The sequence below is a fragment of the Pseudomonas sp. p1(2021b) genome, assembly GCF_020151015.1.
Taxonomy (GTDB): domain Bacteria; phylum Pseudomonadota; class Gammaproteobacteria; order Pseudomonadales; family Pseudomonadaceae; genus Aquipseudomonas; species Aquipseudomonas putida_K.
Map to the genome: position 1 here is coordinate 4,415,295 of NZ_CP083746.1, position 14,706 is coordinate 4,430,000.

Sequence of the window (14,706 nt, forward strand, 5' to 3'; positions counted from 1 at the left end):
TGTCCCGCGATCAAGGGCGCTGCCCTTGCCATGCGGGCACTGCCCTTTCAATAGGACGCCACCACAATCGACACCCGGCGGTTTTCGGTACGCCCCGCGCTGGTGCGGTTGTCAGCCACCGGCTGGCTGCTGCCCAAGCCGACGGTGCGGATGTTCTGCGGCTGCATGCCGATGCCGATCAGGGCCCGCGCCACGCTCTGCGCACGGCGTTCGGACAACTGCCGGTTGTAGGCCTCCTTGCCCGAGGCATCGGCATGGCCATCGACCCGTACCCGTTGGATATCCACCGCCAGCAAGGCCTTGCCGATGCGCTCGACGATCGCCCGGCTCTGGCTGTTCAGGCTGTCCAGGTCACTGCCGAACAGCACCTTGCCGGAAAGGTCATAGGCCCATCCCTCGTCGGTCGGGGCAAAGCCTTCGCGCTTGAGGGTAGCGATCTGTTCGGGAGTAAGGCCCTGGGGCACACTCTGGCAGCCGCCCAGGGCCAGCAACGCCAGCAGCACGGCCAGCAAAGGAAAACGCAACGCGTGGGAACGGTGGATCACGGTTCAGCTCCTGTTATCAACGTCAGTGGCGCAGCGGTCCGTCTGCGCCACTTGCCAATGGCCACGGCGCACGCGCTTGGCCTGGTACATCGCCACGTCGGCGGCGTTGAGCAACCCGGCCGGGTCGTCGCCGTCGTCCGGGTAGTAGGCGATGCCAACACTCATCGAAGTGGTGATCTGCTTGCCACCGTCCAGCTGGATCGGCAGCTTCATGCTCTCGACAATCTTTTCGGCAATGCGCTGGGCGTCGTCCCGCGCGTGCAGCGGGGCCAGCAGCACAGCGAATTCGTCGCCGCCCAGGCGCGCCACCAGGTCGTGTTCACGCAGCTGGGCGCGAATGCGCTTGGCGATGCTCACCAGCACTTCGTCGCCCACGGCATGGCCGAGGCTGTCGTTGATCTGTTTGAAGTGATCGCTGTCGAGGAACAGCAGCCCCAGGTGCTCGTGCTGCCGCGCGGCGTTGCGCAGGGTGCGGCTCAGGCGCCCTTCGAAGAAGGCGCGGTTGGGCAGGCCGGTGAGGCTGTCGTGGCTGGCCTGGTGGGCGAGGTTCTCGTTTTCGCTCTGCAGGTGGCTGTGCCAGGCCTCCAACTCGTCGAGCAGGGCGTTGAAGTCGTTTCCCAGTTCGTTGAGCTCGGCGATCTGCGCCTCGGGTACGCGCCGGTCGAAGCTGCGCTCGCGGCGGGCGGCGTGGGCCACGCTGGCCAGGCTGCGCAGCGGGCCGACGATATCGCCGAACAGCCGGCGCGACAGGTAGATGGCCAGCACCGCGCTGAGCAAGGTACAGAACAGGATCCCGGCCAGGCCGCTGAACAGGAAGCGCAGCAGGTTGCCGCCCTGCCCCACCAGTTCGATATGGCCCACCTGACGCTGCTGGTGCACCACCGGCAGGTTGATCGGCTCATCCAGCAGCGCACGGGCCACTTCGGCTTCCAGTTGGGCGAACATGCCGTCGTCGTCGCGGTGCCAGTGGGCCAGTTGCTCACCGTCGCGGTTGAACACCTTCGCATCGGCCACTTCCTCGGTGGCCGCGATCAGCGCCAGGGCCTCCTTGGCGGCCGGGCCGTCGTTGAACACCACGGCGGCTTCGACGGTGTAGTTGATCGAGCGGGCGATCAGGTGCAGGTTGTGGTTGGCATACACGCGCAAGGCAAGCACACCGAGCAGGGTCAGGGAAATACCCGCCAGGCCTACCGCCAACAGCGCTACGCTCAAATGCCCACGGCCCAGCACCGAGCGCAGGGTCGGGCGGGTACTACGCTTGGCAGCGAGCTTCATGGCTGCACCGCCCGGCGCCGCGACAGCTGCAGCACGCTGGGGTGGATACGCACGCCGCTACGCGCCACTGAGTCGAGGTTCACTTCGAAGGCCACTTGGTGATCGCTGACACGCAGGCAGAACAGGCTGCCGACCCTGCAGGGGTCATCGGCCTCGCTGATGCTCAGGACTGGGTGGCCATTGATGGCCTGGAACAACCGCTCGCGCTCCCCGCTGTCCAACTTGCCGATGTAAACGGCATCGCAGGCATTGGCGATGCGTGCGTCGTCGGCCAGCAGACGGCGTACCTCCAGCGATTGGCCGGAAGTCTGCACATTGCCCTTGATCAGGTCATCGGCGTATTCGGTAGGGCCCACCAGGCACAAGCGCAGCGGCACGGGGTTGGCCGGCCAGCGGGCATAGCTGAGGATGCCCAGTACCACCTGGGTCACGGCCTTGGCCCGTTGTTGAGCCTGGGCAGCGCTGGCCGGCTCTGCCTGAGCAAGGCCAGCGAACAGCAACAGGGCGGCTAACGCCAGCGAAAGCGCATGGCCCAACACGCGCCCCCAGGATGAGGCAGCCACCATGTAGGAAATCTCTCAAAATCCCTTAAGAAATTAGCGCAACGATAGCACAATGCTTTTGGCCTCAGGAACGTGCGATACGTCACACTTTTTCCAGCATCAACCCGGAAATCCTGCGCACCTTGCGCGCTACCGCCTCTTCGAACACCCCGGCGCGCGGCTCGATCAGGCTGAAACAGTGCTTGGCCCGGGTGATACCGGTATAGACCAGTTCCTTGGTCAACACCGGATTGAGCGAATCGGGCAAGACCAGCGCCGTATGGCTGAACTCCGAGCCCTGGGACTTGTGCACGGTCATGGCAAATACCGTTTCCACCTCGTTGAGCCGGCTTGGCAGGACAAAGCGCACGCCGCCGCTACCGTCGTTGCGCGGGAAGGCCACGCGCAGCACGGGCTCGCCCAGGTCGTCGGGCAGGCGCAGGGCAATGCCGATATCGCCGTTCATCAGGCCCAGGCTGTAGTCGTTGCGGGTCACCAGCACCGGGCGACCTTCATACCAGGGCTGCTGACTGTCGATCAGCCCGGCGTTGCCCAACACTCGCGCCACGCGCTCGTTCAGGCCCTGGACACCCCAGGGGCCCTTGCGCACCGCGCAGAGCAACTGGAAGTCTTCGAAGCTGTGCAGCACCTTGCTGGCCCAGTGTTCCCAGCGCGGATCGGCGGCGGGCGTGCCAGGCGCCGGGCGATGACGGCCGATGGCGCGCAGGTAGCTGCGGTAACCCTGGGGGCCGTCGTCGCCGCGCCCCAGGCCGTCGAGCAACAGGCGGTCGAAGGCGCGGTCGTGTTCACCGCGCAGGGCCAGGCCGAACACATCGGCCGGCGGCAGGGTCAGCAGGTCACGTGCCTGCTGGGCCTGCTGGCGGTTGACCAGGCGTGCGAGCTGGCCAATGCCGCTGCCTTCGCCGAAACGTCGGGAAAACCGCAGCATCACCACCTGTTGCGCCAGAGGGTTGCGCTGCGCATCGCCCGGCGCAAGGCCACTGCCTTCGAGCGACTGGCCGCCCACCTGCTCCAGCCAGGCCTGGGTCGCCGGGGAGTAGCACCCTTCTTCGGCATCGCGGCACAGGTCACCGAGCACCGCACCGGCTTCCACCGAGGCCAGCTGGTCCTTGTCGCCCAGCAATACCAGGCGAGCCCGGGGCGGCAAAGCGTCGAGCAGATTGGCCATCATTTCCAGGTCGATCATCGAGGCCTCATCGACCACCAGTACGTCCAGCGGCAACGGGTTGCCGGCATGGTGGCGAAAGTGCCGCGAGCCGGGGCGGCTGCCCAGCAGGCGGTGGACAGTGCTGACCTCGGTGGGGATGTGCCCGCGCACCTCGCTGCCGACCTGCAGGCGCTCGACCTGCTGGCCGATGGACTCGGTGAGGCGCGCGGCAGCCTTGCCGGTCGGGGCCGCCAGGCGAATGCGCAGCGGGCGGCCCTGCTCCACCGCCGGGGCCTGGAGCAAGGCCAGCAGACGCACCACGGTGGTGGTCTTGCCGGTACCTGGGCCGCCAGTGATGATGCTGAAGGCTGCGCGGGTGGCCAGGGCGCAGGCGAGCTTCTGCCAGTCGACCTGACCAGCCGGGGCGCCACCTGCGAACAATTGCTCGAGGCGCGCGGGAAGGTCGGCCGGAATATGCTCGTCCTGGGTCAGGCGCTGGCGCAAGGCCTGGTCGATACGCCGCTCATAGCTCCAATAACGACGCAGGTAGAGGCGCCGGCCACTGAGCACCAAGGGCCTCGCGCCGTGCCCGGGAGCGTCCCCGGCCGCCACCAGGGGGCTGGCGGCGATGTGTTGCAGCCAGGTATCCAGGGCCAGGCCGGCGAGCAACTGCGAGGGCAGCAGCAAAGGCCCGGCCAGAGCATCACCCTCCGGGGGCAACGACAGGGCGAAATCCGGCTCGGCCAGGGTTTGCTCCAGATCGAGGCAGACGTGACCGTGGCCAAGCTGGTGGCTGGCCAGGGCCGCCGCCAACAGCAGCAAGGGGTCACTGCCCGGGGCCCGCTCCTCGAGGAAATGGACGAACGCGCGGTCCAACGCCCGAAGCCAGTCGCGCTCGACCCAGCGGTCGAGCAGCACCAGCAGGTCGCGGCTTTCGCGCAGGGGCGCCAGGGCCACCAGCTGTTCAGTGTTCAGAGGCGTGGGCAACAGGTCATCGAGGCGTCGGCTCATGGCGCGGCTCCGGCAAACAGGTCTTGCTGTTCGGGTTCGTGGGCGCCCCGGAACAGCACATCGAGTTGTTCGATCAGGGCACGCGGCGGCTTGGCGAAATACAGGCCGTGGCCAGCGCTGCCGACGCCGCGCAGGAAGATGAACACCGCGCCGCCAACATGGCGGTCGTAGTCGTAGTCGGGCAGGCGCGCGCGCAACTGACGATGCAAGGCCAGCAGGTAGAGCACGTATTGCAGGTCGTAGCGGTGCTCGAGGATCGCTTGCTCCATGGCCAGGGCATTGTAGGCCTGGGCGTCGGGGCCCAACCAGTTGGATTTGTAGTCAGCCACGTAGTAGCGACCGTCCAGCTCGAACGCCAGGTCGATGAAACCTTTGAACATGCCGTTGAGCACGGTGGGCAGCGCCGCCGGACGTGCAGCGTTGCCGTGGGTATGTCGCACCACCAACTGGTCCAGGCGCACGGCATCCACCTGATGGCTGGCGAACCAGAATTCCATTTCGATCTGGTATTGATGCAGGTGTGCGAGGGTCAGGGTCGGGCCTTGGGGTTGCAAAGGCAACGGCTCGGTGAGCAGTTGGCCGAGCCAGTGTTCCAGGGTCGGGATCCAGCCGGTCCAGTCGCGGCGGTTGCAGCGCTCGCCGACGGTACGCCTGATCAGTTCGGGCTGGGCGCTGACCTCGGCGAAGCCTTCCCGGCCAGCCCATTCGAGCAGGCCGTGAAGGAAGGTGCCTGGGTTCGGGCCGCGGGGGAAGCGGTGGATGTCACCGCCTTCGGCTGGGACTTCGCGCAACAGCTGGGTGTCGACCTGCTCATCGTCCAGCAATTGCTGGGCTTGAGAGCTGTCGGCACCGAGGGTCTGGTCGCCCACGCGTAGGGCGCTGTAGGAGGCGATCCACCAGTGTTCGGCGGCAGCCCGACGCGGCTTGCGCGCTGGCAGCAGCTCGCGTGTATCGCGCGGGGCGTGATAGACGTGCTCGCTCGGCTCAGGCAGGCCGAGGCAGGCGATGTCGCGGCTGCCTGCCTGCAAGGCCTGCAGCCAGTCGGCCAGTTGGCCCGACGCAGCCAACGGCACGCCACCGCCCAGCAGATAGCCCAGGGCCGACCTGTGCAACTGGGAGGTCTTCTGGCTGCCGCGCTTGAGGTCGGCGACGCCCAGCCAGCAGGCGTACTGGGCACGGGTCAGGGCGACGTAGAGCAGGCGCAAATCTTCGGCCAGGCGCTCGTCGTCGGCACGGGCAACCTGCTCGTCGCTCGGCGCCAGGGTCAGGTGGGCCTGGCCTTGGCTGTCGTGCCAGGTCAGGGGCAGGCGCTGGCCGTCCACCGGTTTGGCGGTGCAGATGAAGGGCAGATAGACCAGGGGGTATTCCAGGCCCTTGGACTTGTGGATGGTCACCACCTTGACTAACTGCTCGTCGCTTTCCAGGCGCAGGATCTGCTCTTCGCCCGCCTGGCCGGCGTTGGCCAGGTGTTCGGCCAGGTGACGGATCAACGCCTGCTCGCCATCGAGCTCGCTGGCGGCCTGTTGCAACAGCTCGGCCAGGTGCAGCAGGTTGGTCAGCACCCGCTCGCCATCGCTGCGACCCATGAGCGTGCGCGGCAGCTGGAAGTCGTGCAGCAGGCGGCGCAGCATGGGCAGCACACCCTGGCGCTGCCAGGTGTCGCGGTACAGGCGGAAACGCATGACCCAGGCTTCCCAGACCCGCTCGTCCTGGTTCAGGCGCTCCAGTTCGGCCAGGGGCAGCTCGAGGGTCAGGCTGGCCAAGGCGCCCTTGAGCAGGCGCTCGGAATCAGGCTCGGCACAGGCCTTGAGCCAGACCAGCAGGTCATGGGCCTCCTGGGCGGCGAACACCGAGTCCTTGTCCGAGAGGTACACGCTGCGTACATCGCGGGCGGCCAGTTCGGCACGAACCAGTTGGGCTTCGCGGCCATCACGCACCAGGATGGCGATGTCCGATGGCTGGCACGCTCGCAGCGAGCCTTGGGCATCACGAAAACCGGTCACGCCTTGCTGGCCGCCATTGAGCAACCTGACGATGTGACTGGCGCAACTGGCGGCGAGCTGTTGGCGGTAGAGGGTGTTGGAGACCGGCTCTTCACTCTGCAGCTGCCAGCACTGCAAAGCGGCGCAGGGTTGACCGTCGACCAGCAGCTGCTCGCCGCGGCCCTTGGCGCGGACCTCGACGAAGGGCAGTGGGTTGTCGTCGGCCTCACGGAACAAGAAGGCCCCTCGCCCCTCGCAGCGGGCTTCGGCCTGAAGGAACACGCGGTTGACCGCGGCCACCATGGCCTGGCTGGAGCGGTAGTTGGTGTCCAGGCTGTGCAGCCGGCCGCTGGTGGCACGGCGGGCAGCCAGGTAGGTGAAGATGTCGGCGCCGCGGAAGGCGTAGATCGCCTGTTTGGGGTCGCCGATCATGAACAGGCCGGTTTCCCGGCGGTTTTCGCTGATCCGGTAGATGCGTTCGAAGATGCCGTACTGGACCGGGTCGGTGTCCTGGAACTCGTCGATCAGGGCCACGGGGAACTGCTCCCGGATCAGGCCGGCCAGGCGCTCGCCGGACCCGCTGGCCAGGGCATGCTCCAAGCGCAGCAGCATATCGTCGAAGCCCATCTCGGCGCGCCGGCGTTTTTCCACTTCGAAACGTGCCGATACCCAGGCAGCGGCATGCTCGAGCAGACGGGCATCGGGGCTGGGCAGCGCTTGCAGTTGTTCGCGCAAGTTCTCCATGGCCAGCAACGCGGGGTGGTCAGGCGGGGTGCCGGACTTCCAGGCCTCGGCCATACCGGCTGGGGTCAGGCGGGTGAAGCCGGTACCCAGGTCCAGTTCCAGGACTTGATCGTCGCCGGCCCAGGCCCGCAGCTTGTCGAACCAGGGATCGAAGTACCGCGCTTGTAGCTTACGGCCGTCCGCCAACTTAGCGGCCACCGCGTCGCGGCAGATCTGGTGCAGTTCGTCGGCCCATTGCCCCCAGGGGGCCTTGAGCTGGCAGAGCTGCGCGGCGCGTTCGCGCAGGGTGGCCTCGATAAGAGCTTCGGGCTGCTCGTCGTCCTGCACGCCGCGCACTCGGCCGAACAGCGGGCGGAGCCGTGGCAGCAAGGCGTCCGGGCTGCCCCATTGGCTGCGCACCCAGGCCAGGGCTTCGCCCTGCATGCCGTAGCAGAAGCGCCGCCAATAATCGCGCATGACCTCGCCCAACAGGTCGCTGTGGTCGGTCTCCAGGCTCTGGGTGAACAGGCTGCCGCTGTCGAAGGCATGCTCGCGAAGCATGCGTTGGCACCAACCATGGATGGTCGACACCGCCGCCTCGTCCATCCACTGCACCGCGACCTCCAGCCGGCTGGCGCAACGGGGCCAGTGCTCGGCGGGATAGTCGCCGCGCAGCAGATGCAGCAGTGGGTCGGCCTCGGTCAGTTCACCGCGGAAGAAACGCGCGGCCTCGGCCAGCCGTGCGCGAATACGCTCGCGCAGCTCCTTGGTGGCGGCGTCGGTGAAGGTCACCACGAGGATCTGCGGCGGGAGCAGCTCGCGGCCGAACCCCTGCTCGCCACCGTGGCCGAGAATCAGGCGCAGGTACAGCGCCGAAATGGTGAAGGTCTTGCCGGTGCCGGCGCTGGCTTCGATCAGCTGGCTGCCGTGCAGCGGAAAGCTCAATGCCAAGGGGCGGGCCTGGGTCATGCGGCAGTCTCCGGGGCGCCCAGGGTTTGCCAGGGCGCAGCGAACAGTGGGCGGTACAGGGTTTCGCACCAACCTTCGAAGGTCTCGTCGGCGCAGAGCGCGGCAAAGTCGCGGAACTGGCGGGCCAAGGCCAGGCTTTCGCTGCGCTCGCCGAAGGTATTCTGGCCATCGCCTTCATAGGCTCGTTCTGCGGCAGCCAGAGCCTTGGCCGGGTCGCTTTGCTCCAGCCAGGCGAAGGCGGTCTTGGCGGCCACGGGCAAGGGTGCGTTCATCCCAGCCTGGCGGGCGATCAAAAGGTCGGCCAGCAGCTCCGCGGCCTGGGCCTGGGGCAGCGGGTCGAGCAGCAGGGTCCGGTCGCTGGCGACCATCGCGCTGTGCAAGGGGTAGCCGGCGGCACAGGCGGCCAGGTGCATGACCCAGGTGGGCACCAGCCGGTGCCATTTGACGCTGTTGCGCCCTGCGCCCAAGGTGTTGGGCACGGTGGCGATGCTCAGCAGGCTCTGGTCCTGGGCTTGGTAGACCCGGCCCAACCAGCCTTCCAGGCGCTGCTCGCCCCTTTCGAAGTGGATCGGCAGGGCACCCTCCACCACGTCAGGCCAGCGCTGGAGCAAGTATCGGTGGCGCTGCAGCAGGTCAGGCAAGGGCTGAATCAGCTCGGCTTGGAGCATCTCGCCAAAACCGGCTAAAGGTAGCAGCCCGCAGGCCTGTAAACGTCGCGCCTGGCCTTGCAGCGCTTGCTCGGCATTGTCCGGGTCGGCCAGCGCCGCACCTAGCAGGGCTTCGCTGAGGCTGTAGCGTTGCAGGGCATCGAGGACGAAGGGTTCTTCATCTGGTGTCGGTGTTTCCAAGGCCTCGAAGAACACCTTCAGCCGCTGGCTGAAGAAATGCCGCACGGGGTGGCGGAGGAAGTCCTGCAGGAGGGTAAGGCTCAGCGCCTCTTCATCCTTGTAGGACGGCAGCGGATCGTCGCTGGCCGAGGTCGGCTCCATTGTCTGGTGCACGACCTGCCATTCGTGGGCATAGCTGAACAGTGCGCTGCCCTTCTGGAAGTAACGTGGGCTGAAAGGCTGCAGCGGGTGTTCCTGGGTCAGGGCATGCAGCAGCTGCTCGCCAGGGTTTTCGAGGCCCCCAGATTTGGCACCAGCCAGCGTCCAGCCTGCGGCGAAGTGGTCGCGTAGCTGGCCGATCAATACCGATGCGGGGCGCTCGCTGTTATCGCGAATGCTGCGCCCGACCCAACTGATATACAGCTGGTCACGTGCCGAGAGCAGGGCTTCGAGCAAGAGGTAGCGGTCGTCTTCGCGTCGAGAACGGTCGCCTGGGCGGTAGTCGCTGGCCATCAGGTCGAAGTCCAGTGGCGGTTGGGCGCGAGGGTAGTCGCCGTCGTTCATGCCCAGCAGGCACACCACCCGGAAGGGGATGGCGCGCATGGGCATGAGGGTGCAGAAGTTCACCGACCCTGCCAGGAAACGCTGGGACAACTTGCCCTGGTCCAGGCCCGAGAGCCAAGCCTCGCGCACCACGGTGAGCGGTAGCGGGTCTTGCAGGCCGACGGTTTCGCAGGTGGCGAGCCAGGTGTCACGCAAGTCCTGCAGTTGCATCAGCAGGAACTCGTCGTGCTCGTCCTCAGCCAGGAAGAATACCCGCAGCAGCGCTTGCAGACGCTCGCCCCACTCGGTTGCGGCGGCAGGCTGCGAAAGAGCCTGGCAAGCCACGTCGAGCGCATCGAGCAAGGCCACCAATGGGCCGATCAGCGCGGCGTCGAGGCCTCCGATTTCGTCATAGGGCTCGATACCGTCGCAGCCTTCGCCGACACCCACGGCGTAACCGAGCAGCATACGTCGTAGGCCAAACCGCCAGCTGTTCTGTTCCAGGCCTTCGGGCAAGCCCAGGGTCGCCCGCTGTTCGGCGCTCAGGCCCCAACGGATCCCCGCGCCCTCGATCCAGCGGTGCAGGGTGGGCAGGTCGCTTTCCTGGATGGCGAAGCGGGCGCGCACGGCAGGCACATCCAGCAGGTCGAGCACTTCGCTCACGGCGAAGCGGCTTTCGGGCAGCTTGAGCAGATGCTCCAGGGCGATCAGCAACGGCTCGCGACCGCGCTGGCCTTGGTCGGTGAGGGTGAACGGGATGTAACGCGGGTCGTTGCGCTCCAACTGGCCGAAGACGGCACGGATGTGCGGTGCGTAATCATCGATTGCCGGGAGCATGACGATGACATCCCGTGGGCGCAGCGTGGGGTCGGCACTGAAGCGGGCGAGCAGTTGGTCGTGGAGGATCTCCACTTCTCGCTGCGGGCTGTGGGCCACATGGAAGCGCACGGAGCGGTCCTTGGCGGGGTCGACTGCCGGCCACAGCTCGCGGGTTTCGGCCAAGGGGCGCAATTCGAGGATATCGTCTTGCAACTGGCGCAGCAGGTTGTCGGGCGTCGCCTCTTGGAACAGGTCGATGCGGCCATCGCTGAATACGCCGCGGTAGCTGCCAGGGTCGTCGTAGCTGTCAAGCAAGTTGATGTAGTCGCGGCCCTGCTTGCCCCAGGCGGCCAGCAGAGGGTGGGCGTGCTGGTGCAGAGACTCGTCGTCCAGGTCCAGGGGCATGCCTTGCTTGCGCTGCTGGCGCTTGTACTGGTGCCTGAGCAGGTCCTTGTCCGCCACGATATCGGCCCAGTGATGGCGACAGGGGTTGTGCACGCACAACAACACCTGGCTGAAGCGCGCCAGGCCAGCCAAGGCTTCCAGCGCCTGGGCCGGGAGAGACGAGATACCGAAGACGATCACTCGTTTCGGCAGGCCGGCAGGGGCATGTTCGAGTTGATTTATACGCTCGATGAAGCGCTGGTGTACGCCGGCGCGGCTCTGGGCCATGCCCTGCTCGCCTACGTCCTCCAGCAGTGCTCGCCACAGTTCGGCCTGCCAGCGATTGCCGGCGGCCAGGGGCTTGCGCTCGCCCCGGGCGCTGTTGAGTACATGGCCCCCTGCAGCCCACTCCTTGAGCCAATCGGCGCGGTAGACCTGGTATTGGTCGAACAGGTCGGCCAGGCGCTCAGCCAGCTGGTAGCGCTTGCGCAGGTCGCTGTCGTCGGTCAGGAAGCGCCGCAGGGGCTCGAAATGCACCCGTTCGATCAAGGCAGGCAACAGACGCATCAGGCGCCAGGTCAGCGGCGCCTTGTCCAGCAGCGAGACTTCAGGGATTTCGTCGCGACCCAGCACCCGGCGGTAGAGCTGCCACATGAAGCTGCCCGGCAGTTGCACGTCGATCGCGGCGGCGATGCCGCAGCCGCCTTGGTCGTCATCCTGCGGGTCCTCGGCCAGGGCAAGCTTGAGCCATTGCGCGATGCCGTTGCTCTGCACCAGGGCGATCTCGTTTTCCAGCGGCGCCAGGGGGTAACGACGCATCCAGCTCACGACCAGACTGCGCAGGTCGTCCAGGCGATTACCATGGACGATCATGAAGCCGGGGTGGAGGTGAGAGGTATTGAGCATCGGAAGGTCTCTGGCAGGCGCTGGAGGCTGAGGGGGAACGATATCACGTAGGGCATGGCCCGGTGCGCCCCCCGTAGGAGCGGCCTTGTGCCGCGAACCGGGTGCGCAGCGGCCGTAGATCCAGGCAGCGCGGTGTGCCTAGACGATCGGGATGGCAGGGTTGGCGGTCGCTGCGCGACCGATTCGCGGCACAAGGCCGCTCCTACAGGGCGAGGCGCGCGTCTTTCGGAGAGCGGAAAGACAAAACCCCTACCTGCTCACGCAGATAGGGGTTTTGCGAAATGAATCTTGACGATGACCTACTCTCACATGGGGAAGCCCCACACTACCATCGGCGATGCATCGTTTCACTGCTGAGTTCGGGATGGGATCAGGTGGTTCCAATGCTCTATGGTCGTCAAGAAATTCTGTTGCCAGAACGTCCAGATGGACATGCCAGCCAATTCGGATATGTGAATTTGTGATGCAAACTTTCGGTTCGTTCGTCTTCACCACCGCAATTCGCAACAGCAAATTGCTTGGGTGTTATATGGTCAAGCCTCACGGGCAATTAGTATCGGTTAGCTCAACGCCTCACAGCGCTTACACACCCGACCTATCAACGTCGTAGTCTTCGACGGCCCTTCAGGGGATTCAAGATCCCAGTGAGATCTCATCTTGAGGCAAGTTTCCCGCTTAGATGCTTTCAGCGGTTATCTCTTCCGAACATAGCTACCCGGCAATGCCACTGGCGTGACAACCGGAACACCAGAGGTTCGTCCACTCCGGTCCTCTCGTACTAGGAGCAGCCCCTCTCAAATCTCAAACGTCCACGGCAGATAGGGACCGAACTGTCTCACGACGTTCTAAACCCAGCTCGCGTACCACTTTAAATGGCGAACAGCCATACCCTTGGGACCGGCTTCAGCCCCAGGATGTGATGAGCCGACATCGAGGTGCCAAACACCGCCGTCGATATGAACTCTTGGGCGGTATCAGCCTGTTATCCCCGGAGTACCTTTTATCCGTTGAGCGATGGCCCTTCCATACAGAACCACCGGATCACTAAGACCTACTTTCGTACCTGCTCGACGTGTGGGTCTCGCAGTCAAGCGCGCTTTTGCCTTTATACTCTGCGACCGATTTCCGACCGGTCTGAGCGCACCTTCGTACTCCTCCGTTACTCTTTGGGAGGAGACCGCCCCAGTCAAACTACCCACCATACACTGTCCTCGATCCGGATCACGGACCTGAGTTAGAACCTCAAGGTTGCCAGGGTGGTATTTCAAGGATGGCTCCATGAGAACTGGCGTCCCCACTTCAAAGCCTCCCACCTATCCTACACAAGCAAGCTCAAAGTCCAGTGCAAAGCTATAGTAAAGGTTCACGGGGTCTTTCCGTCTAGCCGCGGATACACTGCATCTTCACAGCGATTTCAATTTCACTGAGTCTCGGGTGGAGACAGCGCCGCCATCGTTACGCCATTCGTGCAGGTCGGAACTTACCCGACAAGGAATTTCGCTACCTTAGGACCGTTATAGTTACGGCCGCCGTTTACCGGGGCTTCGATCAAGAGCTTCGCTTGCGCTAACCCCATCAATTAACCTTCCGGCACCGGGCAGGCGTCACACCCTATACGTCCACTTTCGTGTTTGCAGAGTGCTGTGTTTTTAATAAACAGTCGCAGCGGCCTGGTATCTTCGACCGGCATGGGCTTACGGAGCAAGTCCTTCACCCTCGCCGGCGCACCTTCTCCCGAAGTTACGGTGCCATTTTGCCTAGTTCCTTCACCCGAGTTCTCTCAAGCGCCTTGGTATTCTCTACCCGACCACCTGTGTCGGTTTGGGGTACGGTTCCCAGTTATCTGAAGCTTAGGAGCTTTTCTTGGAAGCATGGCATCAACCACTTCGTCGCCTTAAGGCAACTCGTCATCAGCTCTCGGCCTTGAAATCCCGGATTTGCCTAAGATTTCAGCCTACCACCTTAAACTTGGACAACCAACGCCAAGCTGGCCTAGCCTTCTCCGTCCCTCCATCGCAATAACTGGAAGTACAGGAATATTAACCTGTTTTCCATCGACTACGCTTTTCAGCCTCGCCTTAGGGACCGACTAACCCTGCGTCGATTAACGTTGCGCAGGAAACCTTGGTCTTTCGGCGTGCGAGTTTTTCACTCGCATTGTCGTTACTCATGTCAGCATTCGCACTTCTGATACCTCCAGCAAGCTTCTCAACTCACCTTCACAGGCTTACAGAACGCTCCTCTACCGCATCACCCTGAGGTGATACCCGTAGCTTCGGTGCATGGTTTGAGCCCCGTTACATCTTCCGCGCAGGCCGACTCGACTAGTGAGCTATTACGCTTTCTTTAAAGGATGGCTGCTTCTAAGCCAACCTCCTAGCTGTCTAAGCCTTCCCACATCGTTTCCCACTTAACCATGACTTTGGGACCTTAGCTGACGGTCTGGGTTGTTTCCCTTTTCACGACGGACGTTAGCACCCGCCGTGTGTCTCCCATGCTCGGCACTTCCAGGTATTCGGAGTTTGCATCGGTTTGGTAAGTCGGGATGACCCCCTAGCCGAAACAGTGCTCTACCCCCTGGAGTGATACATGAGGCGCTACCTAAATAGCTTTCGAGGAGAACCAGCTATCTCCGAGCTTGATTAGCCTTTCACTCCGATCCACAGGTCATCCGCTAACTTTTCAACGGTAGTCGGTTCGGTCCTCCAGTCAGTGTTACCTAACCTTCAACCTGCCCATGGATAGATCGCCCGGTTTCGGGTCTATACCCAGCGACTAAGCGCCCTATTAAGACTCGCTTTCGCTACGCCTCCCCTATTCGGTTAAGCTCGCCACTGAATATAAGTCGCTGACCCATTATACAAAAGGTACGCAGTCACCTAACAAAGTAGGCTCCCACTGCTTGTACGCATACGGTTTCAGGTTCTATTTCACTCCCCTCTCCGGGGTTCTTTTCGCCTTTCCCTCACGGTACTGGTTCACTATCGGTCAGTCAGTAGTATTTAGCCTTGG

The 14,706-nt window shown here is 64.1% G+C and carries 6 protein-coding genes and 2 rRNA genes (1 of these 8 cut by a window edge); all 8 read right to left on the reverse strand.

Translation table 11 applies throughout. The features are described 5' to 3' along the window. Positions 1–47: 47 nt before the first annotated feature. The gene (locus K8374_RS20595; RefSeq protein ID WP_224456989.1) at positions 48–545 is read right to left on the reverse strand and encodes an OmpA family protein; all 498 of its coding nucleotides are present in this window, start codon (positions 543–545) and stop codon (positions 48–50) included. Between the two features lie 3 nt (positions 546–548). After that, the gene (locus tag K8374_RS20600; protein WP_224456990.1) at positions 549–1,820 is read right to left on the reverse strand and encodes a diguanylate cyclase domain-containing protein; all 1,272 of its coding nucleotides are present in this window, start codon (positions 1,818–1,820) and stop codon (positions 549–551) included. Continuing rightward, complete coding sequence (locus tag K8374_RS20605; protein WP_224456991.1) at positions 1,817–2,386, reverse strand: YfiR family protein; 570 nt, start codon at positions 2,384–2,386, stop codon at positions 1,817–1,819. Before K8374_RS20605 ends, K8374_RS20600 begins: the two co-directional genes overlap by 4 nt. Before the next feature lie 79 nt (positions 2,387–2,465). Next, positions 2,466–4,541: an exodeoxyribonuclease V subunit alpha gene (gene recD / locus K8374_RS20610; RefSeq protein WP_224456992.1), complete on the reverse strand. Its 2,076-nt coding sequence runs from the start codon at positions 4,539–4,541 to the stop codon at positions 2,466–2,468. Beyond that, positions 4,538–8,215, reverse strand: a complete 3,678-nt coding sequence (gene recB / locus K8374_RS20615; RefSeq protein WP_224456993.1) for an exodeoxyribonuclease V subunit beta — start codon at positions 8,213–8,215, stop codon at positions 4,538–4,540. Before recB ends, recD begins: the two co-directional genes overlap by 4 nt. Beyond that, a complete protein-coding gene (recC, locus tag K8374_RS20620; protein WP_224456994.1) occupies positions 8,212–11,694 on the reverse strand; it encodes an exodeoxyribonuclease V subunit gamma in 3,483 nt (1,160 codons plus the stop codon). The genes recB and recC overlap by 4 nt, the downstream gene beginning before the upstream one ends. Before the next feature lie 286 nt (positions 11,695–11,980). Beyond that, positions 11,981–12,096 (reverse strand): 5S ribosomal RNA (gene rrf, locus K8374_RS20625). 127 nt (positions 12,097–12,223) lie between these two features. Continuing rightward, positions 12,224–14,706 (reverse strand): 23S ribosomal RNA (locus tag K8374_RS20630); it runs 409 nt beyond the window's last position.